Genomic DNA, 24,427 nt, shown 5'->3' on the forward strand with positions numbered 1-24,427 from the left:
GTCTTGCATGACAGGAGCACGAAAAATGACGAATTCTGCACAACACTGCAGCGCCCCGGCCACAGTCCACGGAGCACCATGAGCGCCGCGCCACACCAGGGCTGCGACCGCGCCATCGCCGCAGCCGCAGCCGCCAACGTGCCTGCCGGCGCAACCGCAAGCACGCCGGCAGGCACCGACCATCCGCGCATTGTGCTGGCCACCACCATCCTGGCCTCCAGCCTGGCCTTCATTGACGGCTCGGTGGTGAACGTGGGCCTGCCGGCCATCGGCCGCAGTCTGAACGCCGACGGCGGCGTGCTGTCGTGGATCATCAACGGCTACCTGCTGCCACTCAGCGCCCTGTTGCTACTGGGTGGCGCGGCCGGCGACCGTTTCGGCCGCCGACGCATACTGGTGCTGGGCGTGAGCCTGTTCGCGCTGGCGTCCGCCTTGTGCGCGCTGGCGCCGTCGGCCGGCCTGCTGGTCGCCGGACGCATCGCGCAGGGCGTGGGGGCGGCGCTGCTGATGCCCAACAGCCTGGCCATCCTCGGCACACACTTTGAAGGCGAAGCGCGCGGACGCGCCATCGGCATCTGGGCCGCGGTGGGCGCGGCGGCCGGCGCCATCGGCCCCTTGCTGGGCGGCTGGCTGGTCGACGTCACGGGCTGGCGCTCGATCTTCTTCATCAACCTGCCGCTGGCGGCAGCGGCCATCTTCCTCGCCCTGCGCTACCTGCGCGACGAGCAGCAGGCGGCCGGCGCCACGCTCGATATTTCAGGCGCCGCCACGGCCAGCATCGGCCTGGGCGCGCTCACCTGGGGGCTGACGGTGGCCACCAGCGGCGCCGGCCTGCACTGGGAATCCGGCCTGGCGATCGCCGCCGGCATCGTGCTGATGCTGCTGTTCCTGCGCATCGAACAACGCGCCGGCGACAACGCCATGCTGCCACTGTCGCTGTTCCGTTCGCACAGCTTCAGCGGCCTGAATCTGATGACCTTTTTATTGTATGGCGCGCTGGGTGCGCTGCTGCTGGTGCTGCCGTTCGTGCTGATCGAATACGACCACTACTCGGCCAGCGCGGCCGGCGCCGCCCTGCTGCCGCTGCCGGTGGTGATCGCGCTCGCCTCGTCCACCATGGGCCGGCTGGCCGGCAAGCTGGGGCCACGGCTGCCGCTGACGGCCGGCCCGGTCATCGTCGCCGCCGGCTTCATGCTGTCGATGCGCATTGGCGGCGGCAGCTACTGGACCACCACGCTGCCGGCCATGCTGGTGATCGCCATCGGCATGGCGGTGGCAGTGGCGCCGCTGACCACGGCCGTGCTGTCGTCGGTGGACGCCGGCCATAGCGGCGTCGCCTCCGGCTTCAACAGCGCGGTGGCGCGCGCCGGCGGTTTGTTCACCACCGCGCTACTGGCGTCGGTATTGAGCGCGCAAGGCGCGGCGCTGCTGGACGCCTTCCACGTGGCGGCGCTGGCCTGCGCCGTCACCGCCCTGGCCAGCGCGGCCTGCGCCTGGCGCTGGATCGACGCCTGACTCAGATGGTGTCGAACATCTTGCGGTCGATATAGCACCAGCCCCACTCCTCGTCCGGCTGGGCCGACTGCATCATGGCGTGGCCGGTCTGCTCGAAGTGCTTGGTGGCGTGGCGGTTCTTCGACTGGTCGCAGCAGCCGACGTGGCCGCAGCTCAGGCATTTGCGCAGATGGACCCAGGTGTCGCCGGTTTTCAGGCACTCTTCGCAGCCGTTGGTGTTGGCGTGGTGCGTGTGGATCTGGTTGAAGTGCTGGCATTGCTGGCTCATCGCGCCTCCCGTTGTTCAAAACATGCAGTCTACCGCGTCGGCACGGGAACAGGCTCTCCCGTTCGGTTGGTTCGATACCTTCGGGAAAATTCTGGTTGACTTTTTAATTGAGACGATTACAATCACAATTAACTTGCCAGCCCCTTCCTTGTTGAGGGGTTTAATTTTACCTCAAAGTGTGCATATACACATTCAATAAAAGGATCTCTTATGCTCTTCACAGACTACAAGCTGCGCCCCTTGGTGGCGGCATTGGCGGCAGGCGGCCTGGCCGCCGCCCTTCTCAGCGGCTGCGGTGATGCCAACAGCAAGGCGGCGCCCGCCGCCGCAGGCGCGCCGATCACCGCCGCCGTGGTGGTTGAACGCAGCGTGACGCCAACCCAGGAATTCTCCGGCCGGCTGGAATCCATCGAGCGCGTCGACATCCGCGCCCGCGTCGGCGGCTTCATCACGGCGGTCAACATTCAGCCCGGCGGCAAGGTCAAAAAAGGACAGGTGCTGTTCGTGATCGATCCACGTCCCTTCCAGGCCGAAGCCAACCGCGCCGAAGCGGCCGCCCTCTCCGCCCGCGCCAAGGCCGAACTGGCGCACCTGGAACTGGCCCGCGCCGAAAAGCTGCTGGCCGATAAAGCCATCGCCCAGCGCGAATACGACGAACGCGCCTCCGGCCTGAAAGAGCTGGACGCCAACGCCCGCGCCGCCGCCGCCCAGTACGAAACCGCGAAACTGAACCTGTCCTACACCCAGGTTACGGCGCCCATCGACGGCCGCGTCGGCAAGGCGGAAATCACCATCGGCAACCTGGTCGACCAGACCGCCGTGCTGACCTCCATGGTCTCCGACGACAAAATCTACGCCAGCTTCGACGGCGACGAATCGACTTACCTGAACGTCGGCGCCCACGCCCACAGCGGCCATCCGGTCAAGGTGCGCATCGGCCTGGCCAACGAAACCGGCTTCCCGCACGAAGGCCAGCTGGAATTCGTCGACAACCAGCTGGATTCGCGCAGCGGCGCGGTGCGCATGCGCGCCGTCTTTGCCAACGGCGACAACCTGTTGGCGCCCGGCCTGTTCGCCCGCGTGCAGGTGGAAACCGGCGGCGCCGGCCAGCACAGCGCGGTGCTGATCAACGACCAGGCGGTGAGCACGGACCAGAGCCGCAAATTCGTCTACGTGGTCGACAAGGACAACAAGGCCGAGTACCGCCAGGTCGCGCTGGGCCAGACCGCCGACGGCCTGCGCATCGTCCGCTCCGGTCTGAAAGCCGGCGAGAAAATCGTCGTCAACGGCCTGCAGCGCGTGCATCCGGGCGCGCCGCTGGCGCCACAAATAGTGGCCATGGATGACAAGCCGGCCGACGCCAAGGTCGCCGCAGCCGACAGCAAAGGACATTGATCATGAACTTCTCGCGCTTCTTCGTGGACAAGCCGATTTTTGCGGCGGTACTGTCCATCATCATCTTCGTCGGCGGCTTGATCGCCATCTTCCGCCTGCCGATTTCCGAGTATCCCAACGTGGTGCCGCCGTCGGTGGTGGTCAGCGCCCAGTACCCTGGCGCCAATCCCAAGGTCATCGCTGAAACCGTGGCCGCGCCGCTGGAGGAACAGATCAACGGCGTCGAGCATATGATCTACATGTCCTCGCAAAGCACCTCGGATGGCGCGCTCAAGCTGACCGTCACCTTCGCCATCGGCACCAATGTGCAGCAGGCCGAGACCGAAGTGCAGAACCGCGTGCAGCGCGCGCTGCCACGCCTGCCGGAGGAAGTCCGCCAGATCGGCGTCACCACCGTCAAGACCTCGCCCAACCTGACCATGGTGGTGCACCTGGTATCACCGGATTCCTCGTACGATGAACTGTACCTGCGCAACTACGCGGTACTCAACGTCAAGGACCAGCTGGCGCGCATTCCCGGCATGGGCGATGTGCAGATTCTCGGCTCGGGCGATTACGCCATGCGCATCTGGATCGATCCGCAGAAACTGGCCGCCCGCAACATGACGGCCGGTGACGTCGCCAGCGCCATCCGCGAGCAGAACGTGCAGGTGGCCGCCGGCGTAGTCGGTGGTTCGCCGACCAAGAACGCCGACTTCCAGCTGACGCTCAACACCAAGGGCCGCCTGAAAACCGAGGAAGACTTCGGCAACATCATCGTCCGCACCAATGCCGACGGCGCCCTGACCCGCCTGCGCGACGTCGCCCGCATCGAGATGGGGTCCGGCTCGTATGCGCTGCGCGCGCTGCTGGACAACAAGCCGGCCGCCGCGCTGGCCATCTTCGCCTCGCCCGGCTCCAACGACCTGCAACTGTCGGCCGACGTCCGCGCCCGCATGGCGGAACTGAGCAAGGACTTCCCGAAAGGCGTGGAATACAGCGTCGCCTATGACCCGACCATGTTCGTGCGCGATTCGATCAAGGCCGTGATTCACACGCTGCTGGAAGCCATTGCGCTGGTGGTGCTGGTGGTGATCGTGTTTCTGCAAACCTGGCGCGCTTCCATCATCCCGCTGCTGGCGGTGCCGGTGTCGGTGGTGGGCACGTTCGCGGTGATGCTGGGCTTCGGCTTCTCGATCAACACGCTGACTTTGTTCGGCCTGGTGCTGGCGATCGGCATCGTGGTCGATGACGCCATCGTGGTGGTGGAAAACGTCGAGCGCAATATCGCCGCCGGCCTGTCGCCGCGCGCCGCCACGGTACAGGCAATGAAGGAAGTCAGCGGTCCGATCATCGCCATCGCGCTGGTGCTGTGCGCCGTGTTCGTGCCGATCGCCTTCGTCTCCGGCCTGACCGGCCAGTTCTATCGCCAGTTCGCGCTGACCATCGCCATCTCCACCGTGATCTCGGCATTCAGCTCGCTGACGCTGGCGCCGGCACTGGCCGCCGCCCTGCTGCGTCCACACGACGCGCCAAAGGATGCGCTGACCCGCGTGATGGACAAGCTGTTCGGCCGCTTCTTCCAATGGTTTAACAACTTCTTCGGCCGCAGCTCGAAGAACTACGAAGGCGGCGTCAAGGCCGTGTTGAGCCGCAAATCGCTGTCGGTCGGTTTCTATCTGGTGCTGGTGGCGCTGGCCGCGCTGCTGTTCCGTCTCGTGCCCGGCGGCTTCATCCCGTCGCAGGACAAGGGCTACCTGGTCGGCTTCGCCCAGTTGCCGGATGCCGCTTCGCTGAACCGCACCGAATCGGTGATCCGCCGCACCGCCGACATCGCCCTCGGCGTGCCGGGCGCGCGCAACACCGTGGCCTTCCCTGGCCTGTCGGTCAACGACCTGACCAACGCGCCGAACTCCGGCATCGTGTTTGTCGGCGAACTGGCGCCCGAAACGCGCAACACCAAGGAAGTCAGTGCGCCCGGCATCGCCGCAGAAATCAACAAGCGCGCCGGCGCCATCCAGGATGCTTTCGTGATGGTGTTCCCGCCACCGCCGGTCAACGGCCTGGGCACCATCGGCGGCTTCAAGATGATGGTCGAGGACCGCGGCAACCTGGGTTACGATGAGCTGTACAAGGCCACCCAGGCGCTGGTGGAAAAAGCCCGCGCTGCACCGGAACTGGCCGGCGTCTTCTCCGGCTACCAGATCAACGTGCCGCAGCTGTACGCCGACATCGACCGTGACCGCGCCAAGCAGCTGGGCGTGCCGCTGGAAACCATCTACCAGACCTTGCAGATCAATCTCGGTTCGCTGTACGTGAATGACTTCAACCAGTTCGGCCGCACCTACCAGGTGCGGGTGCAGGCGGACGCCCAGTTCCGCTCGCGCGTGGAAGACGTCGGCCAGATGAAGGTCCGCAGCGACAAGGGCGAGATGATTCCGCTGTCGTCGCTGATGCGCATCACCGACAGCTATGGCCCGGACCGCGTACAGCGCTACAACGCCTACGTGGCGGCCGATCTGAATGCCGGTCCGGCGCCGGGCTACTCGTCCGGCCAGGCCCAGGCCGCGCTGGAAAAACTGGCCAGGGAAGTGCTGCCGAAAGGCGTGAGCTATGAATGGACCGAGCTGACCTACCAGGACACCATCGCCGGCAACACCATGATCTATGTGTTCCCGCTGTGCGTGCTGCTGGTGTTCCTGGTGCTGGCAGCGCAGTACGAAAGCTGGACGCTGCCGCTGGCCGTGATCCTGATCGTACCGATGTCCATCATGAGCGCGCTGCTGGGCGTCAAGCTGACCGCCGGCGACAACAACATCTTCACCCAGATCGCGCTGTTCGTGCTGGTGGGCCTGGCCTCGAAGAACGCCATCCTGATCGTGGAGTTTGCCCGCGAACTGGAACACCACGGCCGCAGCGTGGTGGAAGCCGCGCTGGAAGCCTGCCACCTGCGCCTGCGTCCTATCCTGATGACGTCGATCGCTTTCATCATGGGCGTGCTGCCGCTGGTGTTCTCGCACGGCGCCGGTTCGGAAATGCGCCATGCGATGGGCGTGGCGGTGTTCGGCGGCATGCTGGGCGTGACCTTCTTCGGCCTGTTCCTGACGCCAGTGTTCTACGTGCTGGTGCGCAAACTGGCGCAGTACCTGGACAAGCACAAAGCGACGGCCCCTGACGCCGTCCCACAACTGGAAGGACACTGATATGAAGAACACCATCACAGTCAGCGCATTGCTGGCGGCACTGCTGCTGAGCGCCTGCGCCGCGCCGGAATTCAAACAGCCGGTCATCGACATTCCGTCGGCCTACAAGGAAGCGGCGGTGCAGACCGCCGCCGACGGCAGCCAGTGGAAGCAGGCGCAGGCCGCCGAAGCGCAGCCGCGCGGCGCCTGGTGGCTGGCCTTCAACGACAGCGCGCTCAATGCGCTGATCGATGAAGCCACCCGCAACAACGCCAACCTGGCGGTGGCGGCGGCCCGCGTCAAGCAGGCGCGCGCCATTGCCGGCATCGCCGAAGCCGATCGCATGCCGCAAGTCGGCGTAGCGGTCGGCACGCAGCGCGGCCGCTCGTCGCCGACGGAACTGGGCCTGCCGGCCGGCACGCCGGTGGCGCCGCAGACCACCTACGCGGCGCACCTGACGGCCAGCTACGAAGTCGATCTGTTCGGCCGCGTGTCGTCCAACCTGGCCGCCGCGCGCGGCGACGCTGCCACGGTGGAAGCCAACTACCGCTCGGTGCTGCTGGCCCTGCAGGCCGACGTGGCGCAGACCTATTTCCGCCTGCGCGCCACCGACGCCGAACTGGAAACGCTGGCGCGCACCGTGCAAACGCGCGAGGAAAACGTCCAGATCAACCAGCGCCGCTTCGACCTGGGCGACATCGGCGAATTCGACCTGTCGCGCGCACGCACCGAGTTGTCGACCACGCGCGCCGAGGCCATCGGCCTGCAGCGCCAGCGCGCCACCACCGAGCATGCGCTGGCGGTCCTGCTGGGCAAGCCGGCAGCCAGTTTCACGGCCGGCGCCAGTCCCCTGCTCGACAGCGCGCTGATGCCGACGATTCCGGCCGGCCTGCCCTCCACGCTGCTGGAGCGCCGTCCCGACATCGCCGCCGCCCAGCGCACCATGGAAGCGTCCAACGCCCGCATCGGCGTGGCGCGCGCGGCGATGTTCCCGGCGCTGAACCTGAGCGCGGCCGGCGGCGGCGTGGCCGGCGCCTTCCCCGACGTGTTCAAGATGACCGGCCGTTCATGGCTGCTCGGCGCCCTGCTGTCGGCGCCATTGATCGACGGTGGCCGCAATCGCGCCAACGTCACCCGCAGCGAAGCGGCGCTGGAAGAATCGGTGGCGACTTATCGCCAGAGCGTGCTGGTGGCGTTCTCGGAGGTGGAAGATAACCTCGCCGGCCTGCGCATCCTGGCCGGCCAGACCGCGCAGATCGACGACGCCGTGGTGTCGGCGCGCCGCTCGGCCGACCTGGCGCGCAAACTGTACGACGCCGGCCGCACCAGTTACCTGGAACTGCTGGACGCGCAGCGCAACCTGGCGGCGGTGGAACGCAGCGCCGTACAGTTGCGCGGCAACCGCGCCATCACCACCGTCGCGCTGGTGCGCGCGCTGGGCGGCGGCTGGGACGCGCCGGCCACCAGCCAGCCCACCACGCTGGCCAGCCGCTGACGCCACCGGACCGCCGCAGCGTTGCAGCGTTGCGGCGGATCAGCGCACGCCTGCCGTGTGCCTGCGGTACACTGGAGGCTGCGCACGCATCATGTTGGAAGCTTTGCCATGTCATTGAAAAACGTACAATTCACCGTCGCCGCCCACGTGGCCGCCGTCCTCGGCGACCGCTACGGCGAATACGTCACCTCGGCCATCCTGGCCGGCAGCGTGCATGCGGAAGCGACCTTCGTGCGCCGCTCGATCGCCAAGCTGGCCAAGGCCGGCATTGTCATCGCCACCCGCGGCAAGCACGGCGCCTGCACGCTGGCGCGCCCGCCGGCCGAGATCACCCTGCTCGACATCTACCGCGCCAGCGAAGCGCCGGCCGCCTTCGCTATTCACGGCTATCCTGTGCAGCCGGCCTGCGTCATCAGCCGCCAGATCAAGGACACGATGCACGCGGTGCTGGACGACGCCCAATCCGGCTTTGAAGCGCGCCTGGCCGGCCGCACGCTGGCCGACCTGATCGCCGACATCCGCCGCCACGACGGCAACGCCATCGCCGCCTGAGGACACCATGAGCGACCATCTCACCGTACCATTCTGTAATAGCCTGGCGCTGCGCCAGGCGGCGCGCGCGGTGTCGTCCATGTACGACCGCCACCTGACGCCGAGCGGCCTGACCAACTCGCAGTTCAGCATTCTCACCGCCGTCCACCACCAGCCCGGCGTCGACATGGTGACCCTGGCCCAGCAGATGGTGATGGACCGTACCAGCCTGGTACGCGCGATCCAGCCGCTGACGCGCGACGGCTATCTGCAACAGCAATCCGATCCCGCGTCGCCGCGCAAGCTGGTGCTGTCGCTGACCGCCGCCGGCCAGGCCAAATATCAGGAAGCGCATGTCTACTGGAGCGCCGCGCAGGCCGAATTCGAAGCCGGCATCGGCGCACCGCAAGCCGCCACGCTGCGCCGGCAACTGGCAGGCGTCAGCCAGAACCGCTGACACGCCTTACCAGCCCACCTTCTGGCGGATGAACGCCGTCAGCAGCGCCGCATTGGCCTGATGCTGCCTGACGCGCGGATGGCCGCCAAAGCCGGTCCACGGGAAGACGATGGTGTCGATGCGCTGGTCGCCCAGCTGCCGCATCTGGTCCACCGCCGTACGCACATAGCCCGGCCATTTCGAACCTTCCTGCACCGCGTCCATGCTGCCCAAGGCGCAGACGATGTACGCCTTCGGATACAGCGCGCGGATCTTCTGCACGAAGGTGCGGTAGGCCTGGATGCGCTGGGCGTCGTCCGGCATCGGCTTCAGGCGCTTTTCGCGGTCGATCAGCCAGCGGTCGTTCTGGAACAGGTTGATGACCACCACCTCCGGCGTCCACGAACTGAAGTCCCACTTCGTGTCGTTGTTGCCGACGGCGCTGAGCTGGTCGTAAAAGTCCGGCATGGTGAACGGGAACCAGCTGATCATCACGCCGATGCCGCTCTGCGACGTGATGTGCGCTTCCGCATTCAATGCGCGCGCCGTGATCGACGCATAGGACATGAAGTTGTTCTTGTCCTTCAGCAGATGATCCGGGCCGTCGTCCGGCGACTCGTTGCCCATGCCGCTGGTGATGGAGTCGCCGAAGAATTCAATATGCCGCGGCTTGCGCGGCGGCGGCGGCAGCAATGCGCCGCCATCCGCCAGTTCCAGGCCCTGGAAGAAGGTGCCGCCCTCCTCGCCCTCGGTGCGCTTGGTGATGAGGAAGCGGTGCGCGCCGGACGCCAGGCCGCTGGCCACCGGGTAGGTCTTGCGGCCCTGCGCCGCCTCGATCACCACCGGTTTCGCCAGGTCGCCGTCGATGAACACGTTGAAGAAGTTCTTGCCCTGCTGGTCGTCCAGCTTGACGGCCAGGCTGGCGCCGGTGAAGTTCCCTTCGATGCTGGTGCCGGGCCAGGACAGCATGGGCCGCAGGCGGTCGGCGAAGTCGATACGGCCGGTGTATTGCAGCTGCGCGTTGTCCGGCTGGACGGCCACGCCGGCAAACGCCTGCCCGGCCGCCAGCAGCAGCACCAGGAATACTGACTTCAACTTCATCGCTACGTCTCCATTTATTGTTGGCGGAACCGCTGCGCATGGCCGGCGGCGCGGAATTCCTCGATCATGAAATCGACAAACACCCGCACCTTGGCCGGCACCAGCTTGCGGCTTGAATAGTATATCGACAGCGGCCGCGTCTCCGCGTACCACTCCGGCAGCACCCGCACCAGTTCTCCGCTGGCCAGCAGCGGACAGGCGTGCGGCATCGGCAGCATGGCAATGCCCATGCCATCGGCGGTGGCGCGGGCCAAGGCTTCCGGATCGTCCATCACCGCCACCGGCCGCACGTTGGCCACCACCTCCTGCCCTGCGGCGGTCTTCAAGGTCCACGCCACCAGGCGGCCCGTGGCCAGCGAGCGGCGCAGCAGGCCGCGATGACGCGCCAGCTCCTGCGGCTGCGTCGGCGCCGGATGCGCTTTCAGATAGGCCGGCGACGCCGCCAGCACGATATGCACCTGCGCCAGTTCGCGCGCGATCAGCGCATCGGTCAGTTCAAGACCGCCGCCGATGGCGACGTCGAAGCCCTCGGCGATCAGGTCCACCTGGCGGTTATCGAAATGCAGGTCGGGCACCACGTCCGGATAACGGCGCGAAAACTCGCCCAGCAGCGGCACGAAGTAATTGCGGCCGACCGTATGCGCCAGCGACACCTTCAGCGTGCCGGCCGGCTTGCCCGCGCCCTGGCTCAAATCGGTGAGCGCGTCGCCGATCTCGCTCCACGGCAGCCGCACCTGCGCGTACAGGCGCTCGCCGTCGGTGGTCAGCGCCAGGCTGCGGGTGCTGCGCTGGAACAGGCGCACGCCCAGCCGCAGTTCCAGCCGGTTGACGCTCTTGCTGACGGCGGCCGGCGTCAGCCCCAGGCGGCGCGCGGCGGCGGAGAAACTGCCCTCGTCGGCGGAGGCGATAAAGGCGTCGAGATAGCTGCTGAGTTCCGTAAACATGCGCCCATCTTATACCAATGGTTGAAACTGTAAAGATAATTTCATGACTACCGCGATCAGGTGACCAAGACCATACTGTGTTCATCAACCAACCGAAAGGAAACAAATCATGAACACGAATACCAACACCAAACTCAACGGTAAAGTCGCTTTCATCAACGGCGGTTCGCGCGGCATCGGCGCTGCTACGGCACGCCGCCTGGCCAGCGAAGGCGCTAAAGTCGCCGTCGGTTACGCTGCTTCGGCCATCGCCGCCGAAGCACTGGTGGAAGAAATCAAGGCCGCCGGCGGCGAAGCGATTGCCATCAAGGCCGATGCCTCCGATGCCGTCGCACTGACCAAAGCCATCGACAGCGTGGCGGAACGCTTCGGCCGCCTGGACATCCTGGTCAACAGCGCCGGCGTGCTGCTGCTGGGCCCAACCGACCAGTTCTCGCTGGAAGACTTCGACCGCACCATCGCCGTCAACGTGCGCGCCGTGTTCGTGGCCTCGCAAGCCGCCGCCAAGCACATGACCGACGGTGGCCGCATCATCAACATCGGCAGCACCAACGCACAGCGCATGCCGTTCGAAGGCGGCGCGGCTTACGCGATGAGCAAATCGGCGCTGGTCGGCCTGGTCAAAGGCATGGCGCGCGACTTCGGCAGCCGCAACATCACCGTCAACAACGTCGCGCCGGGCCCGATCGACACCGACATGAATCCGGCCGAAAGCGATTTCGCCACCGGCCTTCATGGCCTGATGGCCCTGAAACGCCACGGCAAAGCGGAAGAAGTGGCGGCCATGGTGTCTTACCTGGCCGGTCCGGAAGCTGGTTTCGTCACCGGCGCCGACCTGCTGATCGACGGCGGCTTCGCAGCGTAATGTCGTAACTTGAGTCTAGTCCTTGCCGGCTGCTTCGACGTAGATTTCGTCGGCGCAGCCGACAGCGCGGCTGCCCGCCGGCTTGGCGTTCGCCACCAGCTGTGGCAGTTCGCGGTCGGTGGCGAAGTCCAGCGCCAGCGACACCCGGATCTCCTGCAGGTATTTATGCTGGGTGCACACCAGCGTGATGGTGTTGGCCACCTTGTCGCCGTAGCGCGCCTTGATCTTGTCGAAGAAGTCGCTCACGCGGATGCTCTTGCCGGTATTCCCCAGCACGATCTTGCCCACTTCCGATTCATTCACCACCCGCACCGCCGACACAGCCTTGATGAAGTATTCATCCGGAGGCAGCGACTGGCATTTGCCATGCTTGTTCCACTCGTAGGCGCCGAAGGTGCGCTCGTAGAAGAAGTTGGGCATCCACGGCGAGATTTTCTCGATGGTGTCCTTGCTCAGCGCGAACGGCTGGCCGCTGCAGCTGCCGTACTGCGTGCCGCATTCCTTCTTGTTCGGCCACAGGCCGTGCAGGCTCAGGGTCTTGGCTTCCAGCGCGCCGCTGTTCATGGCGTCGCATTCCGGCTTCTTGCCGTTGTACTTGGTGTGTTCGCAGAAGCCTGGCTGCCAGGTGATGGCCAGCACATAGCTGTCCTGCTGGTTCGGCGCCGAGCACACCGCGCCGCTGGCGCCTTCCGGCAGGCGGCTGGCCTGCTGGTCCTGCAGCTCCGGCTTGCCGCATTCGCGCTGCACCCAGCGCAGCGACGGCTGCGCGCCGGGCACGTCGACACGCACCCAGTCGTAATCGACCTTGTTGATTTCGCGGACGGTGTAGGAAACGCCGGCGCTGACCTTGACGTCGCCGGGATTGGCGCGCTTGGCGAAGGAGGAAAAAGCCTCGCAGCTTTTGGTGGCGGTAAAACTGCCGCTGGCCGACTCACTGGCGCTGGCTTCCAGCGCGAAAAAGGCCAGCAGTGCGACTGCGATGTAACGACGCATGGAATCTCCCCGGTTTGGTCTGTGCCGGGATTTTACCGGAGCGGCTGGCGCAACGGCTGAAAATCCGCCATTTGCCATAGACGGGCAGTTGTCCTACAAAGCTGATGCAAGCACGCTTATAGGGCGCGGTCTCAGGAGTGGCTAAGATGGCAAATCAAGCCATCCAACAGGAGGAACTACCATGAAACAGCTTCATCTGACCGGCAAGCTTGCTTGTGCATTGATCGTTACCGCCGCCTTCATCGGCGGCTGCAAGAAAAAAGACGCGGACGTGCCGCCACCAGTGCCTGAAGCAACGCCGGCGCCGGCAGCCACGCCGGCGCCAGCTACCCCACCGGCAACTGAAACCACGCCGGCCGCCCAGCCAGATCCGAACGCGCCACCGGCAGCCACCACGCCGCCGGCCACCACCGAACCGCCGCCAGCACCGCCAGCTAACCGCTAAGCGGTTTCCGGGCCAAACGCCGCCGCGAACGCATCGCGCGCGGCGTGCTGGACGATGTCGCGCCGCCAGATCAGCATGGTCTGGACGCGTGCGACCTCGTCCGGCAGTGCGTGCACGCGCACGGATTTGGCCAGTTCGCGCTGCTTCAATACTTCCCTTGGCATCATCGCCACGCCCATGCCGGCCGCCACGCAGCCGATAATCGCCTCGAACGTCCCGAATTCCGCAATCCGCGCCGGCGACACGCCGCCTTCGGCAAACCAGCGCTCCAGCCGGCGCCGGTAGGAACAGCCGCTTCTGAAGCCCAGCAGCGTGCGCCGCGCCACGTCGGCCGGCGACTTGACCGGGCCGTGCAGGCTGTCGGTCAGCAACACCAGTTCCTCGTCAAACACCGGCAGCTGCATCAGTTCCGGCCGCTCGATGGGCGCGGCCACCAGCGCCACATCCACGCGATGGTTCAGCACCGCCTGCATCAGGTAATCGGTGGGGCCGGTGTCGAGCACCAGGTCCACCTGCGGATACTGCCGGTGAAACTGCCCCAGCACCAGCGGCAGGCGCGCGGCCGCCGTGGTTTCCATCGAACCGATGCGCAACTGGCCGGACGGCTGGCGGTCGCCGCGCATGGCTTCCTGCGCTTCATCCGCCAGTTGCAGCAGGCGTTCGGTGTAGGCCAGCAGCCGGGCGCCCTCCTCGGTAATCAGCATGCGCCGGCCGGAGCGGTGGAACAGGCTGACGCCCAGCGATTCCTCCAGCTGGGTCAGGCGCGCGGAAACGTTGGATTGCACGCGGTTGAGCCGCGCGGCGGCCTGCGTGACGCCGCCCTCCTCGGCCACGGTTTTAAAGATGCGCAGGGACGAAAGTTCCATGTCGTTCTCGATCAAAGAATTATGTATTCAGTATAATTCATTTTTAATGATGCACAATCAGGACTATATTGGCAGCATCGACCTCTGGAGCACTGCCATGAAAACCGAATCCGCGCCGTCACTGGCGATCCTGCTGGCTTGCAGTTTCGCCTTCATCATCGTCCAGCTGGACGTCACCATCGTCAATGTCGCCCTGCCGGAAATCGGCCGCGAATTGGCAGCCGGCGTCAGTCAGCTGCAATGGGTGGTGGACGCATACACCTTGGGCTTTGCCGTGTTCCTGCTGTCGGCCGGCGCCATGGGCGACCGTTTCGGTTCGCGCAGCGTGTTCCTGGCCGGCTTTGCGCTGTTCACCGTTGCCTCGCTGGCCTGCGCCATGGCGCCGGAGGCATTAACGCTCAACATCGCCCGCGCCGTGCAAGGCATCGGCGCCGCGCTGCTGGTGCCGAGCTCGCTGGCCATCCTCAACGCCGTCTACGCTCACGACCGCAAGATGCTGGCCAAGGCCATCGCCTGGTGGACGGCGGCCGGCGGCGTGTCGATCGCGGCCGGGCCGGTACTGGGCGGGGTGCTGATGGCGGCGTTCGGCTGGCGCAGCATCTTCTGGGTGAACATTCCCATCTGCGTGATCGGCTTCTGGCTGACCTTGCGCGTGGTGCCGGTGTTGCGCCACAACGGCCCGGCGCGCCATTTCGACATTCCCGGCCAGCTGCTTGCCGTCATCGCTTTGACGGCCTTCATTGGCGCGGTGATCGAAGTCCATGCGCTGGGGTGGACCCATGCCGCCGTGCTGGGCGCCTTTGCCGTGGCGGTGATTGCCGCCGCGCTGTTTCTGCGCGTCGAACGCCGCAGCGCCGCGCCCATGCTGCCGCTGCAATTGTTCAAGCTGACGGGCTTTACGCCGGCCGCGCTGTTCGGCGTGTTCGTCAACTTCGCCTACTACGGCGTGATCTTCGTGCTGAGTTTCTACCTGCAACAGGTGCGCGGCTTTTCGGTGCTGCATGCGGGGCTGATCTTCCTGCCGCTGACCGGCACCTTCCTGTTTGCAAACATCACCAGCGGCTGGCTGCAGGCACGCGTCGGCTCGCGGCTGCCGATGATTATTGGTGGGCTGATCGGCGGCACGGGCTATGCGCTGCTGGGTCTGTTCGGGATTTCGGAGACGGCCAGTTTCTGGGCCATGCTGCCGGGCCTGGCGATGATTCCGGCCGGCATGGGGCTGGCGGTGCCGGCCATGACCACCGCGATTCTGGCCTCGGTCGAGCGCCACCAGGCCGGCACCGCGTCGGCGGTATTGAACACGGCGCGCCAGGTCGGCGGCGCCATGGGCGTGGCGGTGTATGGCGCATTGGTGGCAGCGCCGGCCACGGCTGCTATCCTAGCGGGTATCCAGGCCGCGATGGCCGTCTCGACCGCCCTGCTGCTGGGCGGTGCGCTGCTGGCCCGGTCCACCAGTTTTAACCAAGGAGAAAAGCTATGCCATTCGTAAATATCCGCATTACCAATGAAGGCGCGACCGCCGAGCAAAAGCAGGAACTGATTCAGGGCGTGACCGACCTGCTGCAAAAGGTGCTGAACAAGAATCCGGCCACAACCTTCGTCATCATCGACGAAGTGGAAACCGACAACTGGGGCGTCGGCGGCACCGCCGTCACCACGCTGCGCAAGCGCGCGGCCGAGGCGGCTGCGGCCAAGTCTTCTTCCTAAGCTTCTTTCTGTTGGCGCTGCCGGAACGACGCAACCTTGTTGCGGTTCCCGCACTGCGCCATGCTGCACCAGCGGCGGCGATGCGACTTGGTCTGGTCATGGAACCACAGCACGCATTCGCTGTCTTCGCACTTGCGCACCAGCGTGAAGTCCACCGTCACCAGCAGGCTGGCGGCGGCTTCGGCCAACGGCGCCAGCAGCGCCTGCGGCGTTGCGGTCGCATAGTGCGGACGCAGCTGCAAACCATCTTCCTCCGCCAGCACCATATGGCGCTGCGCGTGCGCCATTGCCGCGTTCAGCGCTTTTACCTGTAGCGGCTTGCCCGCCTTCTTGTCCAGCACCAGCGTGCGCACCACCTCGCGCAGCGCGCGGCCGGCTTCCAGCAGCCCGGACGGCGCGTGCGCCTTGGCCGACGCCAGTTGCTGGGCTTGCAACCAGCGCAACACATCGGCATCGGACTGCCAGGTGTCGGTGACGGCGCCATCCTGCACCATCACCGAGTTCATCAGATCGAGGGCGGGATGATCGCCGTAGAAGGTTGGAGTGTTCATGATTTTCATTGTAACCACTAAAAATACGCTTGACAAGTTACATTGGCACGCCTACGATGAAACCACTTAATCATGTTTTTAACGGTTACAACAATTCCCAAGGAGAAAACCATGTCGCAGCCAACCAACCTCATCCGCGCTTCTTTCCACACCGTTGAAGCCGACGGCGTCAACGTGTTCTACCGCGAAGCCGGCCCAGCCGACGCGCCGGTTCTCCTGCTGCTGCACGGCTTCCCCTCTTCCTCGCATATGTACCGCAACCTGATTCCGCTGCTGGCCACCAAATACCGCGTGATCGCGCCGGACCTGCCAGGCTTCGGCTTCACCACCGTGCCGGCCGAACGCAACTACGTCTACACCTTCGACAACCTGACCGCGACGCTGGAAGCCTTCGTGCAAAAGCTCAAGCTGAGCAAATATGCGCTGTACATCTTCGACTACGGCGCGCCGACCGGCCTGCGCCTGGCGGCTGCCCATCCCGAACGCGTAACGGCGCTGATCTCGCAAAACGGCAATGCCTATCTGGAAGGTCTGGGCGACGCCTGGGCGCAAACCCGCAAATACTGGGCCGAGCCGACGCAGGAAAACCGCAACGCCATGCGCGATTTCCTGAGCCTGGAGGCAACCAAATGGCAATACCTGAACGGCGTGGCAAATCCGGACAGCGTGGCGCCCGAGTCATATCAGCTGGATGCCGCCCTGCTGGAGCGTCCAGGCAACAAAGATATCCAGCTGGACCTGATCCTGGACTACGCCAACAACCTGACGCAATATCCAGCCTTCCAGCAATTCTTCCGCGACACCAGGCTGCCAACCCTGGTCATCTGGGGCAAGAACGACGTCTTCTTCATTCCGGCCGGCGCTGAAGCCTTCAAACGCGACAATCCGAACGCCGTCGTGAAAATGCTCGACACCGGCCACTTCGCCGTCGAAACCCACGTCGACGAAATCGCCGCCGAGATGCACAAGCTGCTGGCCCGCGCCCTCGCTTAACTATCCGCACCGGCTGGCGCTGCCGGCCGGTTGGCGTATTGGCGGCAACGCCGCCTGCCCGAATCCAATACACAGTGAGATTGTGACAATAAGCGCATTTTTCCGAAAAGCATTGTGCTACTCTTCCTGCAATCTTTCTCTTGAGGATACGCCAATGATGCAAACAGAACACGATGACAACAATTTTGATGTTCGCACGATTTTTTTAAAAACATCAACTGGCGTAACACATAAGAAAGAAATCAAGAAAAAAGGATCATGGCTTTGGGATGGCTTAAAGAAACTTAACGTATTTTCATCCGATGCGATCGCCTATCTAACAAGAGATAAAAATGGAAATCTGGAACTAAAACAGAAAAAAGGCACTCTAATCAGCAAAAGTGAATTAACCGCTGCAATATTGGAACATTTTGGAATCAACCAACAAAAAATAGATCCCAATGTATGGCACGATCTGCCACCTCAAGTTGCCGCAGAAATTGGGCTAAAACTAAAAGAAACCTGCGAAATTGCGCAAGACCAAGCGACAACGTCGAGTGAAGGAAAACTCTGTGGCACTATCTTTGCCGTACCAAAAATCAAGAAAGTCGGTTCTTGGGAGATAAAATTTAGCAATGTCGAATTTTCCTCAGTCGCAAAAGAAGACTCATGTGGCGCAGATATAGCTGTGCTATTGCATGCCACCGATGCATCTGGTCGAACTGCCATTAAAACCTTATGGTTTCAGGCAAAAAAAGACGTAAAGGGAAACACCAAGCCAGATGATCTTGCTCGTTTAAAAGAGCAATTTACCATGATGAGGGCAATCACGGACTACTCCTATCCTCTTATTATTACCACAAAAAAAATATACGTACTGGATGACTATACTAATGGCAAGAAAATAGATTTTAATGATTTTATGACTGATGCAGTGACATGTAAGTACGGCGATCAACGGGAAACTGTGTACGCGGATTCTTTGGATAGAAAGGCTATCTTTGAAATCGCCATTAAAAAAATCGTCAAACCGAAGAAGCCAAAAACGTCAACCAATACGTCGCCAGGCGCCAGTGCTTCCCCTTAATGCAGATGAGCCATAAATCTTCCCCGTTGGGCACCTGTCCAGCGGGTTCGTCGCGTAGCTAGCTTACATACCGTTGCCATAGCGCGGTTGTCCACTTGATTTCGGAAGGTCACAGAAATCACTATCGTGTTGCCAGCTATATGCAAAAGTTATTGATCTTGGTTTTTTTGGCATTGGAGATCATACGTGCGCTGCTATAGCATAGAAGGTTAAGAAAACTTCTAGAGACACTCATGCCCGCTCCACTTTCCACCGCCACCGGTTCCGTTGCGACGCAGCCGAATTCGGCCAGTTCCCGCGCCGTTCTGTCACTGTTGACCAGCCTGTTCTTCACTTGGGGTTTCATCACCGTGATCAACAACACGCTGCTGCCGCACCTGCGCAGTGTGTTCGACCTGAACTACACCGAAACCACGCTGATCGAGTCGGTCTGGTTCATCGCCTATTTCTTCGCCTCGATTCCGTCGGCGCGGCTGATTGAGCGGGTGGGCTACCAGAAATCGATGGTGATCGGCCTGGGCATGATGGCGGCCGGCGCCCTGCTGATGATCCCTGCCGCGCGCCTGCCATCCTACGGCGTCACCCTGTGCGCGCTGTTCGTGATCGCCTGCGGCATCACCTTGCTGCAAGTGTCGGCCAATCCCTACGTTGCCGTGCTGGGTTCGCCGGAAACCGCGTCTTCGCGCCTGAATCTGGTCCAGGCGTTCAACTCGCTGGGTGCGACGCTGGCGCCGCTGTTCGGCGCCTACCTGATCCTGGGCCGTTCCGCTTCCGGCACCGCCGAAGCCGGCCACGTGCTGACCCAGGCTGAAAAACTGGCCGACGCGCAGGCCGTGCAGCTACCTTATCTGATCGTGGCTGGCGTGCTGGTGATTCTGGCGCTGATCATCTCCCGCTTCCCGATGCCGAAGATGCACCACGGCGCCACCAGCCGTGTGTCGGACTCGGAGCGCGAAAAACTGTCGCTGTGGAAGCACCGCAACCTGGTGTTCGGCATTCCGGCCATCTTCATTTACCTGATTGCTGAAATCGGCGTGGCCAACCTGTTCATCAACTTCACCGGCCAGCCGGAAATCGGCGGCCTGAACCACGAGCAAGGCGCGCATTACCTGTTCCTGCTGTGGGGCGGCATGCTGGTCGGCCGCTTCATCGGCGCCTGGGCGATGAACAAGACCACTGCCGAGCGCGTGCTGGCCTTCTGCGCAATTGGCGCCTTCATCGTCATGATGATCGCCGCGCTGGGCACCGGCAGCTTCGCCATGTGGGCGCTGATTTCGGTCGGCCTATTCCATTCGGTGATGTTCCCAACCATCTTCACGCTGGGCATCAAAGGCCTGGGCCCAATGACCGAAGAAGGCGCCGGCCTGCTGATCATGGCGATCGCCGGCGGCGCGCTGGTGGTGGTGCAAGGCTGGCTGGCCGACACCGTCGGCCTGCAACACTCCTTCCTGCTGACCGCCGCGTGCGAACTGTACGTACTGTTCTACGCCGTCTGGGGATCGAAAACCACCAACGCCTTCCCGGACGAAAAAGCAGGCTGAGCAGCCCGCCGCACCAACACAATGCCCGCCTTGCGCGGGCTTTTTTTTCCAGTCATTCTGCGCTTGCGCAATCAGCAAACAACCTCTCTTGGGTATATTCTGTAAATTCGCAAGGAGGTCATATGAAATCCGAGAAAGCCGCGTTAGCTGGATTCGCAGAAGTCAGCGCGATGGCGTTGAAGATTTTTGGAAATGAGGATGCTGCCAAAGTCTGGTTAAACAGCCCGAATTATGCATTCCTCGGCGTAGCGCCAATTGAATATCTGCAAACCACAAACGGACTGACACAGGTCCGCCAGGTGCTAAACACCATCGCTACAGGTGGACTAGCATGAGAATATAGCATCGTCAAGCATAGACATGCAATTGATAGGTTATTCGCCGACATTATGCAATATTTGAGTACTCTAACCTATTCACATCGCGTCAATCACCCATTCTAATAATTCAACACCATTATCTCAACAGCGCTGGTAGGCGGCTCAGAATGGCATTTAGCTTGGGTGCAAATAAAGGAAGCTGCGCGAGCTCCCACTTTCGTCCAAACAGACTTCAAAATTCCCTAGATGTATAAGTCAAAAATTCCAATCAATTCTTCATCGGGATGTAAGTACCGATCGTCACCAGAGATCCTGTCAAAAGCTTAAGTACAGCCAGAAACAGTCATTACCCATCAAAAAATTTTCGTAGCAAATTTAGCCTCTCCTTGCAAAAGGCTCTCAATTTTGTTCCACAATTCTATTTGCGCTGTTTCTGGTTTACAAAAAGGAGAGCTCGATATTTTGGCAATATGAACTCCACAGCCGGCTCAACTATGTCTTTCGGCAATTTTTTCTGGATGTAGTCTCTCGTATTCCTGTCGCAATCACCAAGGGCAGCGGCCACATTCGCCAAAACATGGTCGCGTACGATATCTAGTTGCGGCGACTTATTCGGATCGAATACCTCAGTGGGGCTGACGTCCGTCAACTTGGCACTCCTAGCAATATTCCGAACCTTTTCGTAGATTTCAGGGTAGCTTGCACCTACACCGCCCATCACTACGAGCACGCCACCGGGAGTGAGCGAGTTAGCTAAGTCCAGAAGCTCTGTCTCAAACCGCTCAGCCATCTCTGTCTGTGTTAAAAAATTGCACATGAAGATCATGTCGTAGGCGGATGGAGCGTGAACACCTTCTTCATACGCTATTTTAAATGCAGCGGCGCTGCTGATGTACTCATCGGCCGAATCAAACTCATGTCTGATCCAGTGTGCCCGCTCTGCGACCGCTTCATTATGGCGGGTTTTTACCTTGAAGCCTGAAAGATCGTGAATTGCACGCTGAAATGGCAAAGCCATTGGATTGGTTTCTTGCCGCGCCAACATTAAGTACTCAGAAAGGTAGTGAAGTGTTCGGTCCCATGCATCTCCACGCTCAAGCGAATCGGCAACTTTGACATTCGCGACTTCAACTTCACCTCGGGCCGGCCACTCATGCAACATTGCATAAAAGTCGCGCGTTGCATACAAAGCAGGCGCAGGTCCCGAACCCACCTCTAAAATACTTACGCGCGTTTTCCTGATTGGAAGTCGGCCCACTCGCAAAAGATATTCAAGTACCTGCATGATGCGGCCATATCGATCAACGAGGTGAAGTCCTGCGTACGCGATTGCCTCACTTGGTTGCTGAAAACTTAAGCTATCGCAACTGCGAAGTACGTCCGGCAGCTTTTCAGCGAGTTCGGACTTGGAGGCGCTCTCTGCATAATCGAGCCATAACTGGCTAACGGCCTGCCCCAGAGTGGATGTGCGAACTCGCCCAACACCGCTGTTCTTGACCCAAATCATAAAGTCATCGGCTGAGTTACGTTCCCACCGTGAGGCAATAAAAGGTTGTTGCTGCATATTCGCTTTAGCTTGGCTCACGTTTATTTTCCTTGAGAATGGCACAAATTGTATCGTTTACGTCGATAATATTAATTTTCCTACCGCCCCTCGCAGCGAATGCTAAGGATAGTAACTAGCCAAATTCTTGCCCGGAATTAGGCTAGAGAGTTTCCGCTTACGACCATTTGCAAGAGCTAACTGATACTCCAGCAGAAAATGGACAGCCATCCTAGCAGTAATGATGACTTATCCTGCTTCGGACGAAAGTAGATATTTGCGCTACCGTAGTTCACTTAACCGACACCCAAACCTACTAATAACTCTGCCCCCACGTGTCAGAGTGGTTGAGATAGTGACGGTAAATTATGGAAATCAGTGCTGTGACTTATGAGAATGGGTAGTTGCAACCACCATTATTACCCCTGATACTGATATCCGTCATTCTTTCTGAAAAGCGGCTATCTACAATCCCAAGGTCAGCACTTTGTGAGCCCATTTTCTTTTGATCCACGCCTCATTAAGCAGTCCTCGGCAGAAAAAGCGTGAATCTAGCTCCGCCTGTGGCGACGTTTTCAGCTTCGATGCGGCCGCCGTAAGCTTGCATGATGGCTTGCGAGAGGGCCAGTCCGAGGCCGACGCCGTCTACTTCGCCGGCGCGGGCGCCGCTGCCGCGGAAGAAGCGTTCGAACAGGAACGGCAGCTCGCTTTCCGCAATGCCCAAGCCCTGGTCTTCCACCGACAAGGTCACGCCTTGCGCGCCGCGCTGGATGCGGACGGTGACGTGGCCGTCGGCCGGCGAGAATTTCAGCGCATTTTCCAGCAGGTTGCGCAGCACCAGGCTGACCGGCGCACGGTCGACCTGCGCCGCTTCCGCCAGCGCGTCCTGCAGGATGATGTCGATGCGGCGTTCAGCGGCCGGCGCGTTCAGGCGCTGGATGGTTTCCTTCGCCAGCGCTGACAGCGACGCCAATTCCACCTGCGCCAGCTGCTGGCCGGCGTCCAGCCGCGCCAGCATCAGCAGCTCTTCCACCAGCATGGTCAGCCCACCGACTTCGGCCAGGCAGGAGCGCAGCGCGACGACATATTCTTCGTTCGAACGCGGCCGGCGCAACGTGATTTCAATTTCCGTGCGCAGCCGCGACAACGGCGAACGCAGTTCGTGCGAAGCATCCGCTGTAAACCGACGCTGCGCTTCGAATGCTTGTTCGATGCGGTCCAGCATGGCGTTCAGCGTATCGGCAAGATGGCCGATCTCGTCATCGCCGCCGGGATGCGGCAGACGCCGGTCCAGGCTGCTGTCGCCGATCTTGCGCGCCTGGTCGACGATGTTCTCCATCGCCACAAAGGTTTTGCGCGACAAGCGGTCGCCGGCCCAGCCGACCAGCGCCAGCAAGGCGGTCGCCATCACCGTGAACAGGATCGCCGCCGATTGCAGGATCTGGTCCGCATCGTCCAGCGAACCGGCCACCTGCACCGCGTAGCGCTGGCCGTCGACCAGCGCCGGCACCGATACCATGCGCAGCGGTTCTTCGCGCGCATCGGGCAAGGTGGCGAAGGCGGTTTCGCCGGCCGCCAGTTGTTCCAGCAGACGCGGCGGGAACGGCAGCACATCGTTGCCGAGATTGGCGCTGCGTGCCAGCACCCTGCCCTGGCCGTCGATGATCTGCACCAGCCGGTCCAGCCGCGTCAGCGACAGCGGCGCGCTGCCGGCCGGCGCTTCGTGCACGCGGATGGCCGTGGCGCGCGTGTCGGTCAGCATGCCGACTTCCGTGTCGGCCAGCGCCAGCAGCGCCGAGTCGAGCTGCCCGCGTACCGAGCGCGACAACTGCCACCAGCCTGCCGCCGCTATCGCGCCGACGGTGGCCACGGTGGCCATCAAGTGAATCAGTACCAGCCGGCGGCGCAGGCTAAGCATCCGACTCTCCCGGAGCCGCCAGGCGGAAGCCGCGTCCGCGCACTGTGGCGATCAACGGTTCGTTGCCCGGCGCATCAACCTTGCGGCGCAGGTTTTTCATGTGGACGTCGATCAGGTTGTCGATGGCGATCAGGTCAGCATGCCAGACGTGTTCCGCCAGTTGCAAGCGGCTGACCACCTCGCCCACGTGCTGCACGAGGAAATCGAGAATCGCGTACTCCTTCGGCGTCAGGTCCAGGCTGGCGCCGCCGCGATGCACCGCATGCGTCTGCGGATCGATGCTCAGGTCGGCCACTTGCAGCAGCACCGGCTGCGTGCGCACCGAGCGTCGCAGCAGCGCCCGCACGCGCGCCAGCAATTCATCGAATTCAAACGGTTTGGTCAGGTAATCGTCGGCGCCGGTGTTCAGGCCGGTGATGCGGTCGGCGACGGCGTCGCGCGCGGTCAGCATCAGCACCGGCGTCTGCAGGCCGCGACGGCGCCATTCGCCGCACAGCGTGACGCCATCCTTGCCCGGCAACATCCAGTCGAGGATGGCCAGATCGGCGCGCGCCAGGTCGGCGGCCTCCACGTCCTGCGCCGCATGGGCGACCGTGACCGTGTAGCCCTCTTCCTCCAGGCCGCGCGCGAGCAGCCGCGCTGCCTTGTGATCGTCTTCCACCAACAATATCTGCATGTATGCCCTCGCCTAGACGGCCAGAGTATAGCAGCGGCACGGCCCGCCTTTCCTGAAGAAGAATTCAGGATGCAGTGCAGCAAATTTCCGTACCATG

The 24,427-nt window shown here is 62.5% G+C and carries 23 protein-coding genes; 14 read left to right on the top strand and 9 right to left on the bottom strand.

The window, feature by feature from the left end:
• The first annotated feature begins 78 nt into the window (after nucleotides 1–78).
• Nucleotides 79–1,515, top strand: coding sequence for an MFS transporter (locus GJ698_RS12245; protein ID WP_154357904.1), 1,437 nt, complete (start codon nucleotides 79–81; stop codon nucleotides 1,513–1,515).
• Nucleotide 1,516: 1 nt separating this feature from the next.
• Here GJ698_RS12245 and GJ698_RS12250 read toward each other — a convergent pair whose 3' ends face one another.
• Entirely contained in the window at nucleotides 1,517–1,783 is a 267-nt protein-coding gene (locus tag GJ698_RS12250; protein WP_154357905.1) for a UBP-type zinc finger domain-containing protein, read from the bottom strand.
• A 210-nt stretch (nucleotides 1,784–1,993) separates the two neighbouring features.
• On the opposite strand from GJ698_RS12250, the gene GJ698_RS12255 reads away from it, so the two are divergent.
• The 5 genes from GJ698_RS12255 (at nucleotide 1,994) to GJ698_RS12275 (ending at nucleotide 8,822) form a co-directional block, all read left to right on the top strand.
• Entirely contained in the window at nucleotides 1,994–3,178 is a 1,185-nt protein-coding gene (locus GJ698_RS12255) for an efflux RND transporter periplasmic adaptor subunit (protein WP_154357906.1), read from the top strand.
• A 2-nt stretch (nucleotides 3,179–3,180) separates the two neighbouring features.
• Nucleotides 3,181–6,360, top strand: a complete 3,180-nt coding sequence (locus tag GJ698_RS12260) for an efflux RND transporter permease subunit (RefSeq protein WP_154357907.1) — start codon at nucleotides 3,181–3,183, stop codon at nucleotides 6,358–6,360.
• Between the two features lies 1 nt (nucleotide 6,361).
• A complete protein-coding gene (locus tag GJ698_RS12265) occupies nucleotides 6,362–7,834 on the top strand; it encodes an efflux transporter outer membrane subunit (protein WP_154357908.1) in 1,473 nt (490 codons plus the stop codon).
• 108 nt (nucleotides 7,835–7,942) lie between these two features.
• Nucleotides 7,943–8,386, top strand: a complete 444-nt coding sequence (locus GJ698_RS12270; RefSeq protein ID WP_154357909.1) for an Rrf2 family transcriptional regulator — start codon at nucleotides 7,943–7,945, stop codon at nucleotides 8,384–8,386.
• Between the two features lie 7 nt (nucleotides 8,387–8,393).
• On the top strand, nucleotides 8,394–8,822 hold the full coding sequence (locus tag GJ698_RS12275; RefSeq protein WP_154357910.1) for a MarR family winged helix-turn-helix transcriptional regulator: 429 nt from the start codon (nucleotides 8,394–8,396) through the stop codon (nucleotides 8,820–8,822).
• Nucleotides 8,823–8,828: 6 nt separating this feature from the next.
• On the opposite strand, the gene GJ698_RS12280 is transcribed toward GJ698_RS12275, so the two are convergent.
• Nucleotides 8,829–9,902 carry an SGNH/GDSL hydrolase family protein gene (locus tag GJ698_RS12280; RefSeq protein ID WP_154357911.1) on the bottom strand — a complete coding sequence of 358 codons (1,074 nt, stop codon included), beginning with the start codon at nucleotides 9,900–9,902 and terminating at the stop codon, nucleotides 8,829–8,831.
• Nucleotides 9,903–9,916: 14 nt separating this feature from the next.
• Complete coding sequence (locus GJ698_RS12285) at nucleotides 9,917–10,846, bottom strand: LysR family transcriptional regulator (RefSeq protein WP_154357912.1); 930 nt, start codon at nucleotides 10,844–10,846, stop codon at nucleotides 9,917–9,919.
• Between the two features lie 109 nt (nucleotides 10,847–10,955).
• Here GJ698_RS12285 and GJ698_RS12290 point away from each other — a divergent pair, with 109 nt between their 5' ends.
• Nucleotides 10,956–11,711 (top strand): SDR family oxidoreductase, encoded by a 756-nt coding sequence (locus tag GJ698_RS12290; protein WP_154357913.1) that lies wholly within the window; start codon nucleotides 10,956–10,958, stop codon nucleotides 11,709–11,711.
• Between the two features lie 15 nt (nucleotides 11,712–11,726).
• Here the strand turns inward: GJ698_RS12290 and GJ698_RS12295 are convergent, their stop codons facing one another.
• Nucleotides 11,727–12,704 carry a ribonuclease T2 family protein gene (locus GJ698_RS12295; protein ID WP_154357914.1) on the bottom strand — a complete coding sequence of 326 codons (978 nt, stop codon included), beginning with the start codon at nucleotides 12,702–12,704 and terminating at the stop codon, nucleotides 11,727–11,729.
• A gap of 181 nt (nucleotides 12,705–12,885) precedes the next feature.
• Between GJ698_RS12295 and GJ698_RS12300 the strand changes: the two genes are divergently transcribed.
• Complete coding sequence (locus GJ698_RS12300; RefSeq protein WP_154357915.1) at nucleotides 12,886–13,149, top strand: hypothetical protein; 264 nt, start codon at nucleotides 12,886–12,888, stop codon at nucleotides 13,147–13,149.
• Here the strand turns inward: GJ698_RS12300 and GJ698_RS12305 are convergent.
• A complete protein-coding gene (locus GJ698_RS12305) occupies nucleotides 13,146–14,015 on the bottom strand; it encodes a LysR family transcriptional regulator (protein ID WP_154357916.1) in 870 nt (289 codons plus the stop codon). The genes GJ698_RS12300 and GJ698_RS12305 overlap by 4 nt on opposite strands.
• Nucleotides 14,016–14,112: 97 nt before the next feature.
• Here GJ698_RS12305 and GJ698_RS12310 point away from each other — a divergent pair, with 97 nt between their 5' ends.
• Both GJ698_RS12310 and GJ698_RS12315 read left to right on the top strand, forming a co-directional pair.
• Entirely contained in the window at nucleotides 14,113–15,504 is a 1,392-nt protein-coding gene (locus GJ698_RS12310) for an MFS transporter (RefSeq protein ID WP_154357917.1), read from the top strand.
• Nucleotides 15,492–15,722 carry a tautomerase family protein gene (locus GJ698_RS12315; protein WP_154357918.1) on the top strand — a complete coding sequence of 77 codons (231 nt, stop codon included), beginning with the start codon at nucleotides 15,492–15,494 and terminating at the stop codon, nucleotides 15,720–15,722. The genes GJ698_RS12310 and GJ698_RS12315 overlap by 13 nt, the downstream gene beginning before the upstream one ends.
• Here the strand turns inward: GJ698_RS12315 and GJ698_RS12320 are convergent.
• Entirely contained in the window at nucleotides 15,719–16,273 is a 555-nt protein-coding gene (locus GJ698_RS12320) for a CGNR zinc finger domain-containing protein (protein WP_154357919.1), read from the bottom strand. The genes GJ698_RS12315 and GJ698_RS12320 overlap by 4 nt on opposite strands.
• A 111-nt stretch (nucleotides 16,274–16,384) precedes the next feature.
• Here GJ698_RS12320 and GJ698_RS12325 point away from each other — a divergent pair, with 111 nt between their 5' ends.
• The 4 genes from GJ698_RS12325 (at nucleotide 16,385) to GJ698_RS12340 (ending at nucleotide 20,208) form a co-directional block, all read left to right on the top strand.
• Complete coding sequence (locus GJ698_RS12325) at nucleotides 16,385–17,266, top strand: alpha/beta fold hydrolase (RefSeq protein WP_154357920.1); 882 nt, start codon at nucleotides 16,385–16,387, stop codon at nucleotides 17,264–17,266.
• A gap of 154 nt (nucleotides 17,267–17,420) precedes the next feature.
• Nucleotides 17,421–18,332, top strand: a complete 912-nt coding sequence (locus tag GJ698_RS12330) for a hypothetical protein (RefSeq protein ID WP_154357921.1) — start codon at nucleotides 17,421–17,423, stop codon at nucleotides 18,330–18,332.
• Nucleotides 18,333–18,565: 233 nt separating this feature from the next.
• Nucleotides 18,566–19,873: a sugar MFS transporter gene (locus GJ698_RS12335; RefSeq protein WP_154357922.1), complete on the top strand. Its 1,308-nt coding sequence runs from the start codon at nucleotides 18,566–18,568 to the stop codon at nucleotides 19,871–19,873.
• A gap of 122 nt (nucleotides 19,874–19,995) precedes the next feature.
• Nucleotides 19,996–20,208: an MbcA/ParS/Xre antitoxin family protein gene (locus tag GJ698_RS12340; RefSeq protein WP_154357923.1), complete on the top strand. Its 213-nt coding sequence runs from the start codon at nucleotides 19,996–19,998 to the stop codon at nucleotides 20,206–20,208.
• 403 nt (nucleotides 20,209–20,611) lie between these two features.
• Here the strand turns inward: GJ698_RS12340 and GJ698_RS12345 are convergent, their stop codons facing one another.
• The 3 genes from GJ698_RS12345 to GJ698_RS12355 all read right to left on the bottom strand — a co-directional run bounded on the left by GJ698_RS12345 (nucleotide 20,612) and on the right by GJ698_RS12355 (nucleotide 24,330).
• Nucleotides 20,612–21,778: a hypothetical protein gene (locus GJ698_RS12345; protein ID WP_154357924.1), complete on the bottom strand. Its 1,167-nt coding sequence runs from the start codon at nucleotides 21,776–21,778 to the stop codon at nucleotides 20,612–20,614.
• Nucleotides 21,779–22,256: 478 nt separating this feature from the next.
• The gene (locus GJ698_RS12350; RefSeq protein WP_154357925.1) at nucleotides 22,257–23,654 is read right to left on the bottom strand and encodes a sensor histidine kinase; all 1,398 of its coding nucleotides are present in this window, start codon (nucleotides 23,652–23,654) and stop codon (nucleotides 22,257–22,259) included.
• Nucleotides 23,647–24,330, bottom strand: a complete 684-nt coding sequence (locus tag GJ698_RS12355) for a response regulator transcription factor (protein WP_154357926.1) — start codon at nucleotides 24,328–24,330, stop codon at nucleotides 23,647–23,649. The genes GJ698_RS12350 and GJ698_RS12355 overlap by 8 nt, the downstream gene beginning before the upstream one ends.
• Between the last annotated feature and the right edge of the window lie 97 nt (nucleotides 24,331–24,427).

This window comes from Duganella aquatilis, from assembly GCF_009674565.1.
GTDB classification, from domain to species: domain Bacteria; phylum Pseudomonadota; class Gammaproteobacteria; order Burkholderiales; family Burkholderiaceae_D; genus Rugamonas; species Rugamonas aquatilis.